Raw genomic sequence first — 22537 nt, forward strand, 5'->3', positions numbered from 1 at the left:
TTTTTGTAGACAAAATGCTGATTTACACGTATTTTATTGTTTTGTATGGAGATTTTCTCAAAATATAACCTTTTTCACTTGCTATATGATGAAGATAGGTATAGTGTCAGTATGTATGTTTATCTTCACTTCAGTCAGTGCAATTCCGGACGCAATAAGAAGGATAAACAAATTAGTATATCCTTTTATGCAAGTGTTAGTAATTTGAGACGGTTATCAATAATTCGTTGGTGGTGAATCTTTCATGTTAGTTTCGTCCCAAGATGCACTTGAACAGTTCATGCTTTACATCCAAGTTGAAAAGAACTTCTCTGTTCATACAGTACGAGAATATGAATCAGATCTACTAGATTTTTTAGCGTTTTTACAGGCGGAGGACGTAAATGATTTAGCTAGTGTTGAGTATATACATGCACGTCTCTATGTAACAAAGTTGTACGATGAAAAAAGAGCAAGATCATCTGTTTCAAGAAAAATTTCCTCAATACGCTCCTTTTTTCGTTTTCTAAATAGACAATACGGATTAGATGATGGAGCGTTTAGATCACTATATCATCCAAAAAAAGAATCACGTTTACCTAGTTTTTTCTACGAAGAAGAATTGAAGCAACTATTTGATGCGAATGCTGGCGATGATTTGAAATCATTAAGAAATACAGCTATATTAGAGCTGTTATATGCGACAGGTATTCGTGTAAGTGAGCTCACTTCCATACAAGTAGCAGATGTGGATTTCCATTATTCGATTATTAGGGTAATGGGGAAAGGGCGAAAAGAACGTATTATTCCATTCGGTCAATTTGCGAGTTTAGCCATGCAGGATTACATAGAGCAAGCTCGTCCACGATTGATGAAGAAAACAAGTCATCAGCAATTGTTTGTCAACATGCGTGGTGGGGAACTTACTCCACGAGGTGTACGTCATATTTTAACAGAAATGATTGACAAGGCCTCGCTTCATACGAAAATATATCCACATATGCTTCGTCATACTTTTGCCACACATTTATTGAATAATGGCGCAGATTTACGAACGGTACAGGAATTATTAGGCCACGCTCATTTATCTTCTACGCAAGTTTACACACATGTAACAAAAGAGCATCTTCGTCAAACATATATGAATGCTCATCCAAGGGCATAATAGAGCTAAGGAGGAAGGCAAATGGGACAAATTCATGCGACAACGATATTTGCAGTTCATCATAATGGAAGTTGCGCTATGGCTGGTGATGGTCAAGTAACCCTAGGGAATTCGGTTGTGATGAAAGGTACAGCAAGAAAGGTCAGACGTCTGTTTAATGGGCAGGTGCTTGCTGGATTTGCAGGATCGGTTGCTGATGCTTTTACGCTTTTTGAGATGTTTGAAGGAAAGCTAAATGAATACAATGGCAACTTACAACGTGCAGCAGTAGAAGTTGCCAAGCAGTGGCGCGGTGATAAAATGCTACGTCAATTAGAGGCTATGCTACTTGTAATGGATAAAACTACACTTCTTCTTGTTTCAGGTACGGGAGAAGTAATTGAACCAGATGACGGTATTTTGGCAATAGGTTCTGGGGGTAACTATGCATTATCAGCAGGTCGTGCTTTAAAAAAATATGCGGGTGATACAATGTCTGCTCGCGAAATCGCGGAGGCGGCATTAGAAACTGCTGCTGAGATTTGTGTATTTACGAATCATAATATTATCGTGGAGGCGCTTAACTAATGAAACTAAATAATTTAACGCCAAGACAAATTACTGAGCATTTGGATCGTTATATCGTTGGGCAAAATGAGGCAAAGCGAGCAGTAGCTATTGCATTACGTAATCGTTATCGTCGCTCGCTGCTAAGTGATGATATGAAGGCTGAAGTAATTCCGAAAAATATTTTAATGATTGGACCTACAGGTGTCGGAAAAACAGAAATTGCTAGAAGAATTGCGAAGTTAACGAATGCGCCATTTGTAAAGGTCGAAGCAACGAAGTTTACAGAAGTAGGGTATGTTGGACGCGATGTAGAATCGATGGTACGTGATGTAGTAGAAGCTTCACATCGTCTTGTAAAAGAAGAAATGATGGAGTCTGTGAAGGAACAAGCAGAAGAATTAGCCAACGAAGCAATAGTTAAGCTATTGGTTCCTTCTTTACGAAAAAAACAATCCATGCAAAATCCGTTTGAAATGTTGTTTGGTGGTAAAGATCAGCAAACAAATGACGATACTTCATCTGAAGAGACCGAGGTGCGTTCTAAACGTGCGCAAATCGCTATTGATTTACGGAATGGTAAATTAGAAAATGAATGGGTTACCGTTGAAGTGACGGAACAAACTCCTTCTATTTTTGATGCCTTACAAGGAACGGGCATGGATATGTCTGCAAACAATGGCATGCAAGATATGCTATCTAGTTTAATGCCTAAAAAGCAGAAGAAACGCCGTGTACAAGTGAAAGACGCGCGTCGTATTTTAACAATCGAGGAAGCAAATAAGCTGATAGATGCAGACGAAGTTGCACAAGAAGCCGTTTCAAGAGCTGAACAGTCAGGAATTATTTTTATTGATGAAATTGATAAAATTGCTAGTAAAGAAGGTAACTCTTCTGCAAATGTATCACGTGAGGGTGTACAACGTGATATTCTACCAATCGTTGAAGGTTCTACTGTAACAACGAAGTACGGTGCTGTAAAGACTGACTTTATGCTTTTCGTTGCTGCAGGAGCATTTCATATGTCAAAGCCGTCAGATTTAATTCCTGAGTTGCAAGGTCGATTCCCGATTCGCGTAGAGCTTGAAAAATTATCGAAACAAGATTTTGTACGTATTTTGCAAGAACCAGATCAATCACTTATTCTGCAATACAAGGCATTGTTAGAAACAGAGGGTGTAGAAATAAACTTTACGGAAGATGCGATTGAACGAATTGCTGAAATTGCTACCGAAGTTAATCAGGAGACTGATAATATAGGGGCTCGACGTTTGCACACAATTTTAGAACGCTTGTTAGAAGAATTGTCATTTGAAGCATCTGAAATTGCACCTGCAAATATTCCAATCACAGCTGCATATGTCGATCAAAAACTTGCGGGTATAGTAAAAAACAAAGATTTGTCACAGTTTATATTGTAAAATAAGTCAAAATAGTATCATTCGGTTGTAAAAACCTTTAGAATATTAAGTAAATACTCTTCGGATTATTTATAGGAGGAACATATAATGAATTTATTAGAAAAAACGCGTAAAATTAACTCAATGCTCCAAGCATCTGCTGGCAAGCCAGTAAACTTTAAAGAAATGGCAGATACATTAGGAGACATTATAGACAGTAATGTATATATTGTAAGCCGTAAAGGGAAACTTTTAGGTATTTCAATTCATCAACAAATTGAAAACGAACGTATGAAAAAGATGTTCGAAGAGCGACAATTCCCAGAAGAATACACACATAGCTTGTTTACAATTTCTGAGACATCTTCAAATCTAGATATTCATGACGAACACACTGCTTTCCCAGTTGAAAACAAAGAGTTATTCCAAAATGCGTTAACAACGATCGTACCGATTGTTGGTGGTGGTGAACGTCTTGGTACATTAATTCTTGCTCGTTTAGCTGCACAATTCGAGGATGATGATTTAATTTTAGCTGAATATGGTGCAACTGTAGTTGGTATGGAAATTTTACGTGAGAAATCAGAGGAAATCGAAGAGGAAGCACGTAGTAAAGCGGTTGTACAAATGGCGATAAATTCTCTTTCATACAGTGAGTTAGAAGCTATTGAACATATTTTTGAAGAACTTGATGGACATGAAGGTTTACTTGTTGCTTCAAAAATTGCAGACCGAGTAGGTATTACACGTTCAGTAATCGTAAATGCATTACGTAAACTAGAATCTGCAGGTGTTATTGAATCGCGCTCTCTAGGTATGAAAGGTACTTACATTAAAGTACTAAACGATAAATTCTTAAATGCATTAGCGGAAATTAAAATGAAATAATGATAAGTTCCCTTTAGATCATGGGAACTTTACAAGGCATCTGGAGCAATTTTGTTCCAGATGCTTTTTTTATGTGCTCGGCATGCGCAATAACTTGATGGTGACGCTCCACTGCAGGCTTGATAGTAGGAACTGTTAGCGAAAGACAAGGATGTCCATTCCGTTGAGAAGGAATGGACACTTAAGAAGCTAAACCGCCGAATACGGGATTGTATGTACGGGTGTGAGAGGTCGACTAGTCAACTAGTCAATTAATGGCTAGTGTCCTACTCGATTAGTTAAAAGAGAGCTGATACCTTTATGGATGATTGGTGTAAATTACATCATAGTAAACAAAACACTATAGTGAAGCTTTAATCAGTGAGTTTGTCTTTATCCCGACTGATTATTAGTTTTCATAGTCTTTTGTGTCGAATTTTGTGGTGGGGTCATATATCTGACGATTCGCTTTCGGTACAGCTAAATTACTGCCTGTTATTATGGGTAAAGTAGTGCTAAAAGATGAAGAGTAAATTAACTTAAATAATCCTGAGTTCTATAACTTGAATAACCCCGTTTCTTTCTCCCTAAATATTTTCACCAAAATTCCGCTACTATTAGCATAAAAAACGAAAGTTGCGAATACCCCTTTTGTTACCTGTCTGGAATGGTAGAAAATTCTTTTGATAGTTAACGGAATATTCAGTATAATACTCAGAAGTAGTAAAAACGAACCTTAAATTAGACATCGTGTCGAATGCGATAAAGTGAAAAAAAGGGAATAATCTGATACTATGCCCTTAAACACTGTCGAAATAGTGTAAAATTACTAGAGTTTGTAGAATCCTCGCGAAAGCAGGCGGATCAAGGGTTCCGGCATTATTGTCCTGGTTAGGTGAGGTAAAAAATGGGTCGTATAGACTAGCGAAAAGTGACAAAAGACAATAGACACAACGTATCATCTTAATTACAATTGTATTATTGGATAAAATAAGAAATACATAAAAAGAAATAAATGAGGTGAATGGTTTTGAATTTATTTGGAGGAACTATTAGTAGCCTGGAAAACGGACTTTCCTATGCAACTTTGAATCATAAAACAATCGCCAATAATATTGCGAATGTCGATACACCGAACTATAAGGCGAAAAATGTAAGTTTTAAGGATATGTTGGAGAAAGAACAACAAATATCAATTTCGGCATATCGTACTGATAATAGACATTATGATTTTACGATTCGACAATCTACACCTGGTGTAAATAATGTAGACGGCTTGCGTTATCGAAATAATGGTAATGCTGTAGATATGGATGCAGAACAGGTGAAAATGGCAGAAAATCAAATCTATTACAATGCATTAATTGACCGTATGAACGGTAAGTTAAATACATTAAACACTGTTATTAAAGGAGGTAAGTAATAAATGTCTATTTTTCATGGAATGAATACCACTGCCTCAGCTTTAACAGCGCAGCGTTTACGAATGGATGTCATTTCTTCTAATATGGCAGGCATGGATGTAACGCGTGCTAGACAAGTGAATGGGGAGTGGGAACCATACCGCCGGAAGTCTGTGACATTGACAGCTCAAGAAGGACAGTTTTCAAAGTTCTATAATGCCGCACTTGGGAAAAATGCGAAAAGCGGCGTTGGCAACGGCGTAAAAGTTACACAAATAAAAGAAGATAGAGAAACACCTTTCAAACTTGTGTATGATCCAACTCATCCAGATGCTAACGCAGATGGCTATGTAAATATGCCAAATGTAGATCCATTAAAAGAAATGGTAGATTTAATGTCAGCCACTCGTTCCTACGAGGCAAACGTAACTGTATTGAATGCAAATAAGTCTATGCTGACAAAGGCTTTAGAGATTGGTAAATAAATAAGAAGAAAGGAAGATACATAATGGCAATTTCGTCCGTTTCACTAATGACACCTACACAGGTTGTAAAAGAAACAAATAAACTTAACACGACACCTTATGAAGCACAACAAAGCTTTGCGAACTCGTTAAAAGAAGCGATAGCGAAAGTTAATGACCAACAAATTACTTCTGATAATCTTACTCAAAAGCTAATTGCTGGTGAAGATGTAGAGTTGCACGAAGTGATGATTGCATCACAAAAAGCGAGTATTACATTAAATGCAACAATGGAAGTTCGCAATAAGGTGATTGAAGCTTACCAAGAAATAATGCGAATGAGTGTCTAACTTTAATAAACAAGTGATTCACTCACTATTGAAGTAAAGATTTTATCCCGCAATTTTGACTAAATGAATGTGGCGGGATGTCACTGTTTTCGCGAATTATTAGATGGATAGGTTATTCACTATAACCGGAGGATTCATAATGAATGAACGATTGACGAAAATAAAAAACGACACCAGCCAATTTTGGACAAGTCGTAGTAAAAAACAAAAAATTGTAATGATTAGTTCAGTAGTAGGTGTTTTAGTGCTTGCTGCCGTTATTACACTTTTTGCTACAAAAACTACATATGTACCACTTTATAAAGATTTATCGACTAGAGAAATCGGTCAAGTAAAGGAAGCGTTGGACTCCCAAGGTGTAAAATATGAAATTGCACCCGGAGGGACAGCAATTTTAGTGCCTCAGGAACAAGTTGATGCATTGTTAGTGCAATTAGCTTCGGAAGGATATCCGCAAACAGGAACGATTGATTACTCATTTGCGAACAGCTCTGGATTTGGTATGACGGATAATGAGTTTAACTTATTAAAAAAGGCGGCAACTGAAACAGAAATTGCCAAACTCATTAAAAATCTAGAAGGTGTAAAAGATGCAAAAGTAATGATAAATGTTCCTGAAGAAGGAGTTTTCTTGAATGATACAAAAGAGGAAGCGACAGCATCTATTGTATTGAATACAGACCCTGGCTATAAATTTACCGAGCAACAAATTGCCACTATGTACAACCTAGTAGCAAAAAGTGTACCAAATTTAAAAACAGAAAATATCGTTATATCTAACCAGTTCTCTGAGTACTTTGATTTGAATGCTACTACGGCTGATGGAACTTCAACAACGACAGCTGAAGGTCAGTTACAGGCGAAGAAAATGGTTGAGCGTGATCTACAACGTCAAGTGCAAACTATGTTAGGTACGCTTATGGGACAAGACAAAGTAATAGTTTCTGTGACAACAGACATCGATTTTAAAAAAGAAAATCGTGAAGAAAATCTAGTTTCGCCAGTTGATGAAGAGAATATGGAAGGGATTGCTATTAGCGCCCAACGTATAACAGAGCAATATTCTGGTACAGGAGCTGCTGCTACTGGAACACCTGAAGCTGAAACGACGACAGATAACTTTACAACTTATAACGAAGGTGCAACGGGTAACGGGGATTACGAGCGTACTGAAGAAACAATTAATAATGACGTAAACCGTATACGCAAAGAAATCCAAGAGGCACCATATAAAGTCCAAGATATTGGTATCCAAGTAATTGTTGAACCTCCGACAGCAACTGATGCAGCGTCATTACCAGATGGGGTTCAAGAGGATATCGAGAAAATTTTAAGTACTATTGTTCGTACGACGATTTCTAAAGATGTAGCAGCAGAGCTTACTCAAGAGCAAATTGATGAAAAAGTAGCTGTTTCAGTACAACCTTTAAATGGTAAAGCAACAGATGAAGTTAGCGAAAAATCTATTATCCCATGGTGGGTTTGGGTAATCGGCGGAATATTACTAGCTGTAATATTATTGCTTGCATTCTTCATTATCCGTTCACGTAAACGTGCGAAGGAAGAAGAAGAGTTTAGCATCCTAGAAGAACAAGAAGAACTGATGATTGAAGATATTAATGAAGAAATTGAAACGGAAGCTACAATGCGTCGTAAGCAGCTTGAAAAAATGGCAAAAGAAAAGCCAGACGATTTTGCGAAGTTACTGCGTAGTTGGATTGCGGAAGAATAACTAGGAGGTTCGGCTGTGTCCAAGAAAGAAAAGGAATTAACCGGAAAACAAAAGGCCGCTCTCTTGTTAATTTCATTAGGGCCTGAGGTTTCAGCTGCTGTTTATAAACATTTAACAGAGGAAGAAATTGAACGTTTAACATTAGAGATTTCAAGCGTTAAAAAAGTAGAAGCAAATGTTAAAGAGGAAATTATTGAAGAATTCCACAATATTGCACTTGCACAAGATTATATTACACAGGGTGGTATTGGTTACGCGAAGACAGTATTGGAAAAAGCACTTGGGGTAGAACAGGCGCAAACAATTATTAATCGTCTAACATCATCTTTACAAGTGCGTCCATTTGACTTTGCGCGTAAAGCTGATCCAGCACAAATTTTCAACTTTATTCAAAATGAACATCCACAAACAATTGCCCTTATTCTATCTTATTTAGAAGCGGGGCAAGCGGGTGTTATTTTATCGTCATTACCGCAGGAAGTTCAGGCTGATATTGCTAAACGTATAGCTGTAATGGAATCAACTTCACCAGAAGTTATTAGTGAAATTGAATCTGTTTTAGAACGTAAATTATCATCGACAGTTACACAGGATTACACAGAAACAGGTGGCGTTGATGCAGTTGTTGAAGTGTTAAATGGTGTAGACCGACAAACGGAAAAAACGATTCTCGATGCACTCGAAATTCAAGATCCAGAGCTTGCTGAAGAAATCAAAAAACGTATGTTTGTATTCGAGGATATTGTTACACTCGACAACCGCTCGATTCAACGAGTTATTCGTGATTGTGAAAATGAAGATTTGCTGCTTTCAATGAAAGTTTCAAGCGAAGAAGTAAAAGATATTATTTTCCGCAATATGTCACAACGTATGGCTGACACGTTTAAGGAAGAAATGGAAATTATGGGACCTGTGCGTCTGCGTGACGTAGAGGAAGCGCAATCTCGAATTGTTGCGGTCATTCGTCGCTTAGAGGATGCTGGTGAGATTATTATTGCACGCGGTGGAGGAGATGACGTCATTGTCTAGAATCATCCGTTCCGTATATACACAATCCAATGGCGAAAATGTAAAAAAGATTCAGATTCGTGACATGTTTGACATGCATGAAGTAGAAAATGAAGAAATTCCACTTCAAAAACAAATGACTATAGAAGAAGTACTGGAAGAGCGCGAACGTTTACTTGCAGAGGCTAGAGCTACTATACAGGCTGAACGTGAGGCTTTTGAACAAAAAAAGCAAATGTTCTTTCAGGAAATTGAGCATTTAAAGCAAAGTTGGGAAGAAGAACGACCTAATCGAGTGCAAGAAGCTTATGATGAAGGATTTGGTCAAGGCTATGAGGATGGGACAAATAAAGCGAATGAAGCGATGGCACATTCTCTCCAAACAGCCAATGAAGTAATCCTTCAGGCGAAGGAAAATGCACGAAAATATATTGAAGATCAGGAAGCGATTATTTTAGAGCTAGGCTTAACTGCAGCAGCGCGAATTATTGATGCATCTTTAGAGCGAGACAATGAATTATTTGTTTCTATCGTTCGCAGAGGACTTAAAGAAGCTAGAGAAATGAAAGAAATAAAAATTTATGTTTCACCTATCTACTATGCATTAATTACTTCAAATCGAGATGAACTAGCTGAAATGTTCCCAACAGACGTACCGTTTATGATTTTTGCAAATGAGGATTTAGAAAACGCAACAGATTGTTATATCGAAACAAATCATGGGCGTATTGTTGTAAGTATTGATGAGCAATTAAATGAACTAAGATTGAAGCTACATGAAATATTAGAAAGTAAGGAATGATCTAGATGAAAACGGCTCAATTGATCAAACAAATTCCTCAAATGCCAACCTTTAAAAAATTTGGTAGAGTAACTAGAGTTGTCGGCTTGATGATTGAGTCGCAAGGTCCAGATAGTTCCATTGGTGATGTCTGTAAAATTCATGTGGAAACTTCGAAAAACGGCCATCAAATCATCTTAGCAGAGGTTGTCGGCTTCAAAGATGAAATTGTCGTCTTAATGCCTTATACATCTCTTCGAGAAATTTCCATTGGCTGCCTAGTTGAAGGCACAGGAGCACCACTAGAGATAAAAGTGGGTCCTGAGCTCATCGGTAAGGTACTTGATTCTATGGGAAATCCAATAGATGGAACTGTATTACCAAAAGGATTAATGACAGTACCGACAGAGCAGGACCCACCAAATCCACTGACACGTCCACCGATTGATGAAAGACTTGAAGTTGGGGTTAAAGCGATTGATGGTATGCTAACAGTCGGAAGTGGACAACGTGTAGGTATTTTCGCTGGTTCTGGGGTCGGGAAAAGTACATTGCTCGGAATGATTGCGCGAAATACGCAAGCCGATTTAAACGTTATCGCACTCATTGGAGAGCGTGGACGTGAAGTACGTGAGTTTATAGAGCGTGATTTAGGAAAAGAGGGTTTGAGACGCTCAATAGTGGTGGCTGCTACTTCTGATCAGCCTGCGCTGATGCGAATTAAAGGGGCTTTTACCGCAACAGCGATTGCAGAGTATTTTAGAAATCGTGGTTTAAATGTAATGATGATGATGGATTCTGTGACACGTGTTGCAATGGCACAGCGAGAGATTGGCCTTGCGACAGGTGAACCACCAGCTCAAAAAGGATATACACCATCTGTATTTGCGATTTTACCTAAACTATTAGAGCGCACAGGTACTAATGAGAATGGCACTATTACTGCCTTTTATACAGTATTAGTAGATGGTGATGATATGAACGAACCAATTGCAGATACTGTACGAGGGATATTAGATGGCCATATTGTTCTTGATCGAAACCTTGCTAATAAAGGTCAATATCCAGCTATTAATGTATTAAAAAGCGTCAGCCGTTTAATGAATCATGTGGCAGAGCCAGAGCATAAAAAGGCTGCAGAACGCTTAAGAGAGCTCTATTATACATATGACAAGTCGGAGGATTTAATTAACATCGGTGCTTATAAGCGGGGAACATCAAAAGAAATTGATGAAGCGATTTACTATGAACCTCTTATTACCTCTTATTTAAAGCAAGGCTATTTGGAAAAAGTGACGCTTGAGGAAAGTATGAATGAGTTAATTACATTATCGAACGGTGGTGGCAAATAGATGACAAGTTATATATATCGTTTTGAAAAAGTATTAACCATTCGAGAGCAGGAAAAAAATGAGACTGAAATGGCCTATAAAGAATCTGTACGTTCTTTTGAAGAGATAGCATCAAAGCTTTATAGTTTGCTAAAAAAGAAAGAAGATTTACTAGACTTTCAGCAGGATCGTTTATCTGTGGGTTCATCAATAGAGGAGATTCATCACTATGCCCGATTTATTGATAGTCTCGAAAAAACAATTACTGATGTACAGCAAAAAGTTGTACAAGCTCGTGCAAAAATGAATTGGCACGAAGAAAAATTATTAGAAAAAAACTTGGAAGTACGTAAATTTGAAAAAATGCGAGAGAAAGATTTTAAGTTATTCCAGCAAGAACAGGATCGCGTCGAAGGCATTTTTTTAGATGAGATTTCATCACTTACGTATAACAAGAGAGAAATCAGGTGATTTCATGGCAAAAAAAGATAATCGATTTACAACGGAGTTAGAAGAACATCCACCTAAACGAAAATCAGGTGGCTTTCGAAAGTTTTTTATGTGGTTTGTAATACCTATAATGTTTGTAGTAGCAATTCTACTTGTAGTTGCAACACTAATGAATACGAATGTCTTTGATTTAGGAAAGAAGGCATATGAAAGCTTACCATTCGTACCTTCAGAAGAACAACAAGCAAAAGATGCTGTTGTTAGTAACGATTCGAAGGTTGTAAAATTACAGGCTGATATTCAAGAAAAAGAAGCGGAAATCGCTCAACTGCAAAAAAAATTGGATACGGCAACAACTGAAAAAGAAAAGTTAACGACAGAAATTGAGCAGTTGAAATTTGAAGTTGAAAAAATAAATAGGGAACAAGATGACGTAAAGGGTGACTTTAATGACATTTTAAAAACATTTGATACCATGTCTCCTAAAGCAGCAGCGCCAGTGCTTGTTAAAATGAGCGATGTTGAAGCACTTCGTATTTTAACGAACTTAAAACCAGATAAATTAGCAGCAATTCTGGAAAAAATGGATCCACAAGATGCAGCGAAATATACAGAAATGATGGCTAAGGAATAAGGAAATAAGAAAGGAGGTGAAATGATGGATGTGGCAACGATGCAAATGATGTCCAAGACTATACCAACTAAAACAGCAGCTACCAAACCTGGACCAGCGGGCAATGCCGATGTGAAAGCAAGTGAAACGTCGAAGAAAGAAAATCTATCAACGTTTGGCTCTGTTTTTGGACAAATTATTTCTTCTTCAAATCAAACACAGCAGTCTAAACAATCAACAGAAACAAATGATACTGCAGAATTAACAGAAGTTTTAAATGCTGAATCTATTGAAGATGTTCTAGATTTACTAGGTATTTCACACGACGATGGTTTGTTAATGCTTCAAGTTGGTGAGGAAGGCAAAGCTGTTGCGATAGATGAGATGCTAAATCTAGAAAATTTAATGGATGCATTAGGAATTGATTCAGAGCAACTTCAAAAATTAGTACAACAGCTGCTAGGGGAAGATAAAGAAGCTAGTGATGTATGGGAGCTTTTAGCGCTAGTAGACGCTCAGGCACCAATGCTTCAAGCGCAAGTTGTATCAGCTTTGCAAGGTGAAGGTCAAGTAACACCGAAAGAAGCAACACAATTACTTCAAGTGTTGAAGTTAGCACAATTAGTAGGACAGAAAACAGACTTAACAGGTCAACAAGAAAGCTTGCTAACTAACGTTAAGAGTTTTTTAACTACAATGCAAACACAAGTAGAGACGATTCAAACTGCTCAGCAAGTAACAACTAAAACAACAGTAACGCTTCCGTTACAGGGCTTCCAGCAAGTAGTGCAGCAAGTTCAAGTTACAAAGCAGACCGACACAAGTGCTAATGAAATGGTGACGGCCAATACAGTCCAAACAAAAGCAGACTCATTCCAAGTAACATTGCCAGCAGCAAAACCAGCACAGTCTGAGGCATTGCTGAAAGAGATGCAAGCAATCATCAATAGAGCGCAAGTCTCTAATGCACAAGGGATTACACGTTTAACATTGAAATTGTACCCGGAAAATCTAGGGACAATTCGTATCGAGCTTGTGCAAAATGATGGAGTCCTCTCAGCACGACTACTTGCTTCAACGGCTCATGGACGTGAATTACTAGATAGTCAGGCACATCAACTTAAGCAAGCCTTTGTACAGCAAAATATACAAGTTGATCGTCTCGATATTGCCCAGTCATTGCAAGATGCAGATCGTCAACAACGTGACCAAAGCTTCTTCAACAATTTCTTTAAGCAACAGCAGGAAGATGAGCAGGAGCAAAAAAGCGAAGATGACGATGAGAGCAAGTCCTTTAGTGAATATTTATTAAATGAGGAGGTGTAAGGATGGCAGATGCAATAACTAAAACACCGAATACACCAAAACCAATGAATACACCTAAATCAACAAATACACCTAAAGCAACAAATACAACAGTAACGGATGACTTTCATTATTCCAATTATAAGAAGCCTACGAAGCAAACAGGAAATAGTGAACTTGGGAAGGATGCTTTTCTTCAATTGTTAATTACACAATTACAAAACCAAGATCCAACGAATCCAATGGATGATAGAGAATTTATTTCGCAAATGGCACAGTTTTCTTCCTTAGAGCAAATGCAAAACATGACAAAAGCGATGGAGTCAATGCTTGCTTCACAGCAACAAACACAGATGATGAATTATTCAACATTTATTGGTAAAGAAGTTAAGTGGCATGAGATTACAGATAAGCTTGATGAAAAGCAAAAACCTATTGTCGCAGAAGGAACAGGCATTATTGAGTCGTTGAATTTTGTAGACGGTGATGTAGTGTTTAAATTAGCAGATGGTAAGGAAATTACCCCTGGCAATATTTCAGCAATTTTAGGTAGTTCAGGAACGGATTCGAATGATAATACGGTACCAGAATCCCCGCTTGTACAGGCAAGTAAGTTAATCGGTAAAAAGGTTACTTATAAGGAAGGCGACCAAGAACTACAAGGACGAATCGTTTCTGTAACGAATAAAGATGGCGTCATTCATTATGTATTAGACAATGATAAAAAACTAATGGATAAAGATTTTACCGTAATAAGCGAATAAAGGTGGAGAAAAATGATGGATAAGTTTTCAATTCATCGTGTACCATTGCATCCATCTATTCGCCAGACACAACCTACGCCATTAAAATCACAGCAATCGTTTAAGGCTCATTTACAGGATGCTACCAACCAACAAGAACTAAAAGTGAGCAAGCACGCGCATGAACGTATTATCGAGCGTAATATAGCGATTTCTGAACAAGAATGGCAAGTTGTATCAGACAAGGTATTTGAAGCGCACTCAAAAGGTGTTAAACAACCATTAGTCTTGATGGATCAAGCAGCTTTAATTGTCAGTGCTAAAAACGCTACTGTCATTACAGCAATGGACCGCACGGAAGCAAAGCAGCAAATATTTACAAATATTGATGGCACAATTGTGCTGTAAGGGCTGGACCTTTGAAAGGAAGCCTAGGTGTGCTGATTGATAGAGGTGCACAATTTTAAATGAAGGGAGAACGGTATTATGTTACGTTCTATGTATTCAGGTATTTCAGGTCTTAAAAACTTCCAAACAAAGCTAGATGTTATTGGTAATAATATCTCAAACGTTAACACAATTGGTTTTAAAAAAGGTCGTGTTCAATTTAAAGATTTAATGTCTCAAACGGAAGCAGGTGCTTCAGGATCTACTGCAACAACTGGGGGTGTAAACCCAAAACAAGTAGGTTTAGGTTCACAAATAGCGGCTATTGATACCATTCACGGTGGTGGATCCTTACAACAAACAGGACGTGGATTAGATTTAGCTATTGAAGGTGATGGCTTCTTTATGGTGGCTGATGCTAATGGTGCACCAGATCCAGATAGTGGCTTTATTGATGAAGAAGGTTTCAATAACACATTATTTACACGTAATGGTGTTTTCTACATGGATAATAATGGATATTTAGTGAATGCTGATGGTAAATATATGGTAGGTATTTCAGCTGGTGACGAGCTTGTTATCGAGAAGGATGATACAGGTATCTTAGCGGCAGATGGACCAAAAGCATCTGGTGATGAAGGTGCCAACTTATTTGATGATACTGGCAAATTAACACCTGCTGACGGTACTGTAGGACCAATTCGTATCCCGCCTACAGCTAAAGCGGTAAACGTTAGTCAGGATGGTACGATTACTTATACAGATTTAAATGGGGACCTACAATGGGCTGGTCAATTGATTATGGCTAAATTCCCGAATGCTGGTGGGCTTGCTAAAGTAGGCGGTAATTACTATCAACAAACAACAAACTCAGGTGTAGCGTATGCACAAGTAGGTACTGTGGCAGGTATGGGTAGTGTTCAAGCTGGGAAGGTAGAAATGTCTAACGTTGACCTATCTGAAGAATTTACTGAGATGATTGTTGCACAACGTGGTTTCCAAGCGAATACTCGTATTATTACAACATCAGATGAAATTCTTCAAGAGTTAGTAAACTTAAAACGATAGTCTGAAATAATTGGAATATTTTCAGTTTGGCTCGCCAAGTGTGTTAAGGAAAGCCATTTAAACGCTTAGAATACTAGGACATAAGCATGGTAGAAATAGCTGGCGTTCAGACTGTAGAAAAACATAATTTCATATGAGGGAGGGTCGGGCCGGCTCTCATGTAGACCCGGCCCTATTTCAATGATTGAACTAACACGTCTAAATGGCAAAGCATTTACATTGAATGCTTTATACATAGAAACGGTCGAATCTTTCCCAGACACGACCATTACATTAACGACTGGAACCAAAATCATTGTTTTACAGAGTGAAGATGAGGTGCGACAAAAGGTAAGAGCCTTTTATAAAAATATACAAATACTATCAAACCCGCATCTACGAGGTGATGAAGATGAAGAATAACAAAATGTTAACGATGATTATCATCGTACTAGTAGCAATCATACTTATCGGGGTTATTGCGTTTGTTTTGTTTACCCAATTTAATAAGCCAGCAGGACCTATTGAACCAACAATTGATGAAATCGTAGAAGCTTCTGTAGAAGTTCCCGAAATTACGACAAATCTAGCTGATAACAAAGTTGTACGTATGTCTTTAAAAATTCAAACAACAAATAAAGATGCAGCTGCCGAGTTAACAAAGCGTGATTTCCAAGTGAAAAATATTGTTATTCAAGAGCTTTCCGAAATGGAGCAAAAAGATTTAGAAGGTAAGCAAGGTAAACAAGCTTTCCAAAAATCATTAAAAACACGAATAAATGAATTGATGCAAGAGGGAGAAATTCAAGAGATTTATATTACCTCCTTCATTACTCAATAATAAAGAAACTGCTTGAAATGGAGGTGGGCAAATGGCAGGAGATGTGTTATCTCAATCCGAGATAGATGCGCTGCTTTCCGCAATATCAACAGGGGAAATGTCAGCAGACGACATAAAAAAAGAGGACGAAGGACGCAAGGTTAAGGTATATGACTTTAAACGAGCACTGCGTTTCTCAAAAGATCAAATCCGAAGTTTGACCCGAATACATGAAAATTTTGCACGACTACTGACAACATTTTTTTCTGCACAGCTAAGGAGCTATGTGCAGATTACTGTTGCATCAGTGGACCAAATACCATTTGAAGAGTTTGTACGTTCGATTCCGAATATGACACTCATTAATGTATTTGAAGTACCACCATTGGATGGTAACATATTGATGGAAATAAATCCGAACATTGCCTACTCGATGTTAGATCGTTTAATGGGCGGTAGCGGGGCGAGTCATAGTAATGTGGATAACTTAACAGAAATTGAAACTAAGATTATGACGAACCTTTTTGAACGGTCATTCGATAATTTACGCGAGGCGTGGGAAAATGTTGCGGAAATTGATCCGATTTTAGTAGAGCTTGAGGTCAACCCTCAATTTTTACAAATGATTTCACCCAATGAAACGGTTGTCGTTATTTCATTAAATACGATCATCGGTGAGACAAGCGGAATGATTAATATTTGTATTCCGCATGTTGTATTGGAGCCAATTGTTCCAAATCTTTCTGTTCGCTATTGGATGCAGACAAATACAAAAGAGATGTCTCCAGAGCAAACAAAAATGCTTGAAACACGTGTGAAACAAGCACAACTACCTCTTTCCGTCGAACTTGGTATTACAGACATCACCATTGAGGATTTCCTCACGATGCAAGTTGGGGATGTCGTTCAATTAGAACAAAAAATTGAAGACCCGTTACTATTAAAGGTAGGGACATTACCGAAATTCACAGTTCAACCAGGAAAACACGGTAAAAAATTAGCAATCCAGATTATCGACCCTTTGAAAGGAGGAGACGAAGATGAGTGATGAAATGCTCTCCCAAGAAGAAATTGAAGCGTTATTAAGGGGCGAGACGTTGGAAGATAAAAACAGCGACACTGAAGCTTCTACAGATGAAGAAATAAATGATTTACGAGTGGAGGATTACCTCGATTCGTTTGCCCAAGATGCATTAGGTGAAGTAGGAAATATATCTTTTGGTAGCTCTGCTACAGCACTTTCAGCGTTATTAGGTCAAAAAGTAGATATTACTACCCCAAGTATTTCAATGATTAACCGTAACAAATTAGAAGAGGAATTTCCTCATCCTTATGTAGCCGTACAAGTTGAATATACGATTGGATTATCAGGTATGAATTTACTTGTTATTAAGCAATCCGATGCAGCGATTATTGCTGATTTAATGTTAGGTGGAGATGGCTTAAATCCGAAACCAGACCTAGGTGAAATTCAGCTAAGCGCTGTTCAAGAAGCTATGAATCAAATGATGGGTTCTGCGGCTACTTCAATGTCAACGGTATTCAATAAAAAAGTGGATATTTCTCCACCAACCATTGATTTAATGAATATTTCTCAAAATGAAGGGCGAGAAAATATTCCTGAAGATGATTTACTCGTAAAAGTATCCTTCAGATTGAAAATCGGTAATTTAATTGATTCAAATCTAATGCAATTATTACCGCTTAAATTTAGTCAAAACATTGTAAAATCTCTATTAGGGGAAACAGAATCAATCGAGGAACCTGTGGCTGCAACTATAGCGCCTGAAGCACCAGTAGCGTCGCTTGTGCAACCACAAGCACCTGTAACATCAGCGCCGCCTGCACAGCCAGTTTATCAACAGCAGGCAGCACCAGTACAGCAACCAATGTATCAAGAGCAACAACAAATTCCTCATGCAACAAGACCTGTTCAACCGGTCAATGTTCAACAAGCACAGTTTGCTAGTTTTGATACAAATGTTATCTCGCAACCTGAAGCTAGAAATTTAAATATGCTACTTGATATTCCGTTGCAAGTTACTGTAGAGTTAGGACGTACAAAGCGTTCTGTAAAAGAGATTTTAGAACTATCTAGTGGTTCGATTATTGAACTAGATAAATTGGCTGGTGAACCGGTTGATATTTTAGTAAATAGTCGTTTAATCGCTAAAGGTGAAGTCGTTGTTATTGATGAAAACTTCGGTGTCCGCATTACGGATGTTTTAAGTCAAGCAGAGCGTTTAAATAATTTAAGATAGTTTCAATTGGAGGAGTTAACCATGTCAAAAAGAATTTTGATTGTAGACGACGCTGCATTCATGCGCATGATGATCAAGGATATTTTATCGAAAAATGGATTTGAAGTTGTTGGTGAGGCAGCTGATGGTTTACAGGCTGTTGAAAAGTACAACGAATTAAAGCCAGATTTAGTAACGATGGATATTACAATGCCTGAAATGGATGGTATTGCAGCTCTTAAAGCGATTAAGGGTTCAGATCCAAATGCAACTGTAATTATGTGTTCAGCTATGGGTCAACAAGCTATGGTAATCGATGCAATTCAAGCGGGTGCGAAAGACTTTATCGTTAAGCCTTTCCAAGCTGATCGTGTAATTGAAGCGATTCAAAAAGCTCTAGGATGATTGCATGAGAATGTTAAAATCATTTCGTCTAACGATGATTTTCGCATTTCTTGTATCCTTCCTGTTTTTGTACCCTACAACGACTTCAGTGTATGCAGACTCTAACACGAATAGTGTAAATGACTGCATAAATAAAGGAGATTGTACAGAAGATAAAGATCCAGCTGCTAAGCAAGATGATTTAAATGTAGAAGCAGCTGGAGACATATCTGCATGGGAATACATAAAAATGGTTTTGGCGCTTATTTTTGTTGTAGCTTTATTCTATGGATTGATGAAGTTTTTAAATAAAAGAAATTTAAACTTTCAACGTAATCAATTGGTACAAAATTTAGGCGGTTTATCGTTAGGTGCTCAAAAGTCGGTACAGCTATTACAAGTAGGTAAAACACTGTATTTAGTTGGGGTTGGTGAGGATGTACAGTTGTTACGTGAAATTACTGATCCTGATGAAATTGCATCACTATTAGCACTTTATAATGAACGACAAGAACTTGCAGCAACATCACCGTATATTGCAGAAGTATTTTCGAAGTTTAAGAGAAAAAATAATGAGAGTTCATCAACAAAGCAAAATCAAAACGCTTTTGGTGAACTATTTGAAAAAAAGATTTCCGAAATTAAACAGGAGCGTAGTGAAGAACTGGATAAATGGAAGCAAAAGGAGAACGATGATAAATGAATGATGTAATCAATACTTTTTCCAACAGCGATCCGACAAACGTCTCAACTTCTGTTAAGCTCCTTTTAATGTTGACTGTTCTATCACTAGCACCAAGTATTTTAATTTTAATGACATCGTTTACACGAATTGTTATTGTGCTATCGTTTGTTCGTACGGCATTGGCGACACAGCAAATGCCACCAAACCAGGTCATTGTAGGTCTTTCCTTGTTTTTAACTTTCTTTATCATGGCTCCAACATTTCAAGAGGTCAATAAAGAGGCATTACAGCCATTATTCGCTGAAGAAATTGGGCTTGAGGAAGCGTATGATCGGGCAAGTGTACCATTTAAAGAGTTTATGAGTAAGCATACAAGGCAAAAGGACCTTGATTTGTTTTTAAAGTATAATCAGGCAGAAAAGCCAGCATCTGTAGAAGAAATTCCCCTTACAATGCTAGTACCTGCTTTCGCGTTGAGTGAGATTAAAACAGCGTTCCAAATTGGTTTTATGATTTTTATTCCATTCCTAGTAATCGATATGATTGTCGCAAGTACTCTAATGTCGATGGGGATGATGATGTTACCGCCGGTTATGATTTCATTACCGTTTAAGATTTTATTATTTGTACTCGTTGATGGTTGGTACCTGGTGATAAAATCATTACTACAAAGTTTTTAGGGGATGATACAGTATGACAGGTGAATTGGTTATTTCAATTGCAGAGCGTGCCATTATGATTATCCTTCTAACAAGCGGTCCGCTACTATTAGTTGCTTTAATCGTTGGTTTAGCAGTAAGTATTTTTCAGGCAACAACTTCGATTCAAGAGCAAACGTTAGCATTCGTTCCAAAAATCATCGCTGTATTAGTAGCTATCGTATTTTTCGGTCCATGGATGTTATCACAGGTGACAAGCTATGCGAGAGACATTTTTGAGAATTTAACGCGTTATATAGGGTGAGTAGATGAATGAATTAATCCCGCATTTTACGGTTTTTTTATTAGTACTTGTGCGCGTTTCAGCTTTCTTTGTGAGTGTACCTTTATTCTCATACAGAACGATTCCGGCAAAAGTCAAAATAACTCTCGCAATAGTTTTAGCTTGGATGATGTATTATACAATTGACGTTGAACCATTTGTAGTTAATGGTGATTACATACTTTTAGTGGTGAAGGAAGCGCTCATTGGGCTGTTACTTGGTCTAATAGGCTACATCATCATGTCGGCAATTCAAATTGCCGGAAGCTTTATAGATTTTCAAATGGGGTTTGCCATTGCCAACATTATTGACCCGCAAACAGGTGCACAAAGTCCATTGATTGGACAATTTTTTAATACGCTAGCATTACTCTTTCTGCTAGCAATAGATGGACATCATATGATTCTCGATGGAATTTATTATAGCTATCAATTCTTACCGATGGATCAGGGATTCCCTAATTTCGCAAATGATGATTATATCGAGTTTATCATCACAACATTTACGGCTGTTTTTGCGATTGCTTTTCAAATGGCCGCTCCTGTCGTAGCAACTTTATTTTTAGTCGATTTGGCTTTAGGAATCACAGCGAAAACTGTACCACAATTAAATATTTTTGTAGTCGGTTTTCCCATTAAAATTGGTGTTAGTTTACTAGTGTTATTCACAATGATGGCTGTCATGGTTCAAGTTATTCAAAAACTTATTACAATTATGATTTACGCTATGCGTGATTTAATGGCTATTTTAGGTGGTGGGTAAGATGCTGCTACTGCTGGATTTAGATTTACAGTACTTTGCGGGAGAAAAAACGGAAAAGGCGACACCAAAAAAACGACAGGATGCTCGAAAAAAAGGTCAGGTTGTCAAAAGTCAGGATATATCCAGTGCGATTGTCATGCTTATGGTATTTATCTTTTTATTCTTCTTTGCAGGTTCACTGCGAGACGAACTCCTAGCTTTTTTCAGGCAAACTTTCATTCATAACATACGCGTAGAAACACTAACAATTGATAGTGTGATGCGCCTATTTACAGAAACATTAATGCAAATGGCTATTATTGTCATACCAATTATGGCAATTGCATTTGTTGGAGCATTGGCAGGTAACTTTCTACAATTCGGCTTTCTATTTACATTGGAGCCGATGAAGTTTGATTTGAAAAAGATGGACCCGATTAAAGGGTTAAAAAAAATATTTTCTGTTAAAGCCATTGTAGAGCTTTTAAAGTCAGTATTAAAGATTGGCTTTATCGGTGGTGTTACGACAATTATTATATGGACAAATTTGCCAGAGGTTTTGGCGTTATCCTTTAAAAGTCCATGGATGACTCTAATTACAGTGGGTAAGCTTGTTGGTATTATGGGAATTGCAGCTTCCCTCGTTTTACTTTGTGTATCTATTTTAGACTGGGTATATCAAAAACTTGAATACGAAAAAAATCTTAAAATGTCGAAGCAAGACATTAAAGATGAATATAAAAATAGTGAGGGTGACCCGCTGATCAAATCGAAAATCAAACAACGCCAACGCGAAATGGCGATGCGTCGTATGATGTCAGAGATTCCAAGCGCTGATGTTGTCATAACAAACCCTACTCACTATGCGATTGCCCTCAAGTATGATGAGGAAAGTATGGAAGCCCCACGCGTCGTCGCGAAGGGGACAGACTTTATCGCTCAAAAAATTAAACTGATTGCCAAAGAAAATGATGTGATTATGGTTGAAAATAGACCATTAGCACGAGCAATGTATGATCAAGTAGAAATCGGCGATCAGGTACCAGAAGAGTTTTTCAAAGCAATAGCAGAAGTGCTTGCTTATGTTTATCGAATTAAGCGGAAAATTTAAAGC

Annotated in this window: 27 protein-coding genes; all 27 read left to right on the plus strand. The window is 37.7% G+C overall.

All coding sequences use genetic code 11. The features are described 5' to 3' along the window. Nucleotides 1–244: 244 nt before the first annotated feature. The 27 genes from xerC to flhB all read left to right on the plus strand — a co-directional run bounded on the left by xerC (nt 245) and on the right by flhB (nt 22534). Nucleotides 245–1144: a tyrosine recombinase XerC gene (gene xerC, locus ACVWXS_RS00420; protein WP_368635466.1), complete on the plus strand. Its 900-nt coding sequence runs from the start codon at nt 245–247 to the stop codon at nt 1142–1144. Between the two features lie 21 nt (nt 1145–1165). Continuing rightward, the gene (gene hslV, locus ACVWXS_RS00425; protein WP_368635465.1) at nt 1166–1711 is read left to right on the plus strand and encodes an ATP-dependent protease subunit HslV; all 546 of its coding nucleotides are present in this window, start codon (nt 1166–1168) and stop codon (nt 1709–1711) included. Further along, entirely contained in the window at nt 1711–3111 is a 1401-nt protein-coding gene (gene hslU / locus ACVWXS_RS00430; RefSeq protein WP_456955293.1) for an ATP-dependent protease ATPase subunit HslU, read from the plus strand. Before hslV ends, hslU begins: the two co-directional genes overlap by 1 nt. 87 nt (nt 3112–3198) lie before the next feature. Beyond that, a complete protein-coding gene (gene codY, locus ACVWXS_RS00435) occupies nt 3199–3978 on the plus strand; it encodes a GTP-sensing pleiotropic transcriptional regulator CodY (protein WP_068983160.1) in 780 nt (259 codons plus the stop codon). A gap of 1009 nt (nt 3979–4987) precedes the next feature. Then, on the plus strand, nt 4988–5380 hold the full coding sequence (gene flgB / locus ACVWXS_RS00440) for a flagellar basal body rod protein FlgB (RefSeq protein WP_068983159.1): 393 nt from the start codon (nt 4988–4990) through the stop codon (nt 5378–5380). Between the two features lie 3 nt (nt 5381–5383). Then, nucleotides 5384–5845 carry a flagellar basal body rod protein FlgC gene (gene flgC / locus ACVWXS_RS00445; RefSeq protein ID WP_402986713.1) on the plus strand — a complete coding sequence of 154 codons (462 nt, stop codon included), beginning with the start codon at nt 5384–5386 and terminating at the stop codon, nt 5843–5845. A 23-nt stretch (nt 5846–5868) separates the two neighbouring features. Continuing rightward, entirely contained in the window at nt 5869–6174 is a 306-nt protein-coding gene (gene fliE / locus ACVWXS_RS00450) for a flagellar hook-basal body complex protein FliE (RefSeq protein WP_068983157.1), read from the plus strand. 139 nt (nt 6175–6313) lie between these two features. Beyond that, nucleotides 6314–7906: a flagellar basal-body MS-ring/collar protein FliF gene (gene fliF / locus ACVWXS_RS00455; RefSeq protein ID WP_456955297.1), complete on the plus strand. Its 1593-nt coding sequence runs from the start codon at nt 6314–6316 to the stop codon at nt 7904–7906. Nucleotides 7907–7921: 15 nt separating this feature from the next. Next, complete coding sequence (fliG, locus tag ACVWXS_RS00460) at nt 7922–8935, plus strand: flagellar motor switch protein FliG (protein WP_068983155.1); 1014 nt, start codon at nt 7922–7924, stop codon at nt 8933–8935. Then, complete coding sequence (gene fliH, locus ACVWXS_RS00465; protein WP_456955299.1) at nt 8928–9716, plus strand: flagellar assembly protein FliH; 789 nt, start codon at nt 8928–8930, stop codon at nt 9714–9716. Before fliG ends, fliH begins: the two co-directional genes overlap by 8 nt. A gap of 5 nt (nt 9717–9721) precedes the next feature. Then, nucleotides 9722–11047 (plus strand): flagellar protein export ATPase FliI, encoded by a 1326-nt coding sequence (fliI, locus tag ACVWXS_RS00470; protein ID WP_456955301.1) that lies wholly within the window; start codon nt 9722–9724, stop codon nt 11045–11047. Then, nucleotides 11048–11497, plus strand: coding sequence for a flagellar export protein FliJ (gene fliJ / locus ACVWXS_RS00475; RefSeq protein WP_456955303.1), 450 nt, complete (start codon nt 11048–11050; stop codon nt 11495–11497). A gap of 4 nt (nt 11498–11501) precedes the next feature. Beyond that, complete coding sequence (locus tag ACVWXS_RS00480) at nt 11502–12110, plus strand: MotE family protein (protein WP_456955305.1); 609 nt, start codon at nt 11502–11504, stop codon at nt 12108–12110. 24 nt (nt 12111–12134) lie between these two features. Beyond that, entirely contained in the window at nt 12135–13415 is a 1281-nt protein-coding gene (locus tag ACVWXS_RS00485; protein WP_456955307.1) for a flagellar hook-length control protein FliK, read from the plus strand. Nucleotides 13416–13459: 44 nt separating this feature from the next. Next, nucleotides 13460–14158, plus strand: coding sequence for a flagellar hook assembly protein FlgD (gene flgD, locus ACVWXS_RS00490; protein WP_456955507.1), 699 nt, complete (start codon nt 13460–13462; stop codon nt 14156–14158). Nucleotides 14159–14173: 15 nt separating this feature from the next. Further along, complete coding sequence (locus tag ACVWXS_RS00495; protein ID WP_368635584.1) at nt 14174–14545, plus strand: TIGR02530 family flagellar biosynthesis protein; 372 nt, start codon at nt 14174–14176, stop codon at nt 14543–14545. 78 nt (nt 14546–14623) lie between these two features. Next, a complete protein-coding gene (locus ACVWXS_RS00500; protein WP_456955309.1) occupies nt 14624–15592 on the plus strand; it encodes a flagellar hook-basal body complex protein in 969 nt (322 codons plus the stop codon). A gap of 180 nt (nt 15593–15772) precedes the next feature. Then, nucleotides 15773–15994, plus strand: a complete 222-nt coding sequence (locus tag ACVWXS_RS00505; RefSeq protein ID WP_068983147.1) for a flagellar FlbD family protein — start codon at nt 15773–15775, stop codon at nt 15992–15994. Continuing rightward, on the plus strand, nt 15984–16412 hold the full coding sequence (gene fliL, locus ACVWXS_RS00510) for a flagellar basal body-associated protein FliL (RefSeq protein ID WP_368635456.1): 429 nt from the start codon (nt 15984–15986) through the stop codon (nt 16410–16412). The genes ACVWXS_RS00505 and fliL overlap by 11 nt, the downstream gene beginning before the upstream one ends. A 31-nt stretch (nt 16413–16443) precedes the next feature. Further along, entirely contained in the window at nt 16444–17439 is a 996-nt protein-coding gene (gene fliM / locus ACVWXS_RS00515) for a flagellar motor switch protein FliM (protein WP_368635455.1), read from the plus strand. Beyond that, a complete protein-coding gene (fliY, locus tag ACVWXS_RS00520; protein WP_456955313.1) occupies nt 17432–18652 on the plus strand; it encodes a flagellar motor switch phosphatase FliY in 1221 nt (406 codons plus the stop codon). Before fliM ends, fliY begins: the two co-directional genes overlap by 8 nt. A gap of 21 nt (nt 18653–18673) precedes the next feature. Then, on the plus strand, nt 18674–19036 hold the full coding sequence (locus tag ACVWXS_RS00525) for a response regulator (RefSeq protein ID WP_049668450.1): 363 nt from the start codon (nt 18674–18676) through the stop codon (nt 19034–19036). 10 nt (nt 19037–19046) lie between these two features. Then, entirely contained in the window at nt 19047–19718 is a 672-nt protein-coding gene (locus tag ACVWXS_RS00530; RefSeq protein ID WP_423472028.1) for a flagellar biosynthetic protein FliO, read from the plus strand. After that, complete coding sequence (fliP, locus tag ACVWXS_RS00535) at nt 19715–20380, plus strand: flagellar type III secretion system pore protein FliP (protein WP_368635452.1); 666 nt, start codon at nt 19715–19717, stop codon at nt 20378–20380. The genes ACVWXS_RS00530 and fliP overlap by 4 nt, the downstream gene beginning before the upstream one ends. 13 nt (nt 20381–20393) lie before the next feature. Further along, on the plus strand, nt 20394–20663 hold the full coding sequence (gene fliQ, locus ACVWXS_RS00540; RefSeq protein WP_368635451.1) for a flagellar biosynthesis protein FliQ: 270 nt from the start codon (nt 20394–20396) through the stop codon (nt 20661–20663). A 4-nt stretch (nt 20664–20667) separates the two neighbouring features. Beyond that, a complete protein-coding gene (fliR, locus tag ACVWXS_RS00545; RefSeq protein WP_068983140.1) occupies nt 20668–21444 on the plus strand; it encodes a flagellar biosynthetic protein FliR in 777 nt (258 codons plus the stop codon). A gap of 1 nt (nt 21445) precedes the next feature. Continuing rightward, nucleotides 21446–22534: a flagellar biosynthesis protein FlhB gene (flhB, locus tag ACVWXS_RS00550; protein ID WP_456955317.1), complete on the plus strand. Its 1089-nt coding sequence runs from the start codon at nt 21446–21448 to the stop codon at nt 22532–22534. Nucleotides 22535–22537: the final 3 nt, after the last annotated feature.

Source organism: Lysinibacillus sp. TE18511 (genome assembly GCF_054062295.1).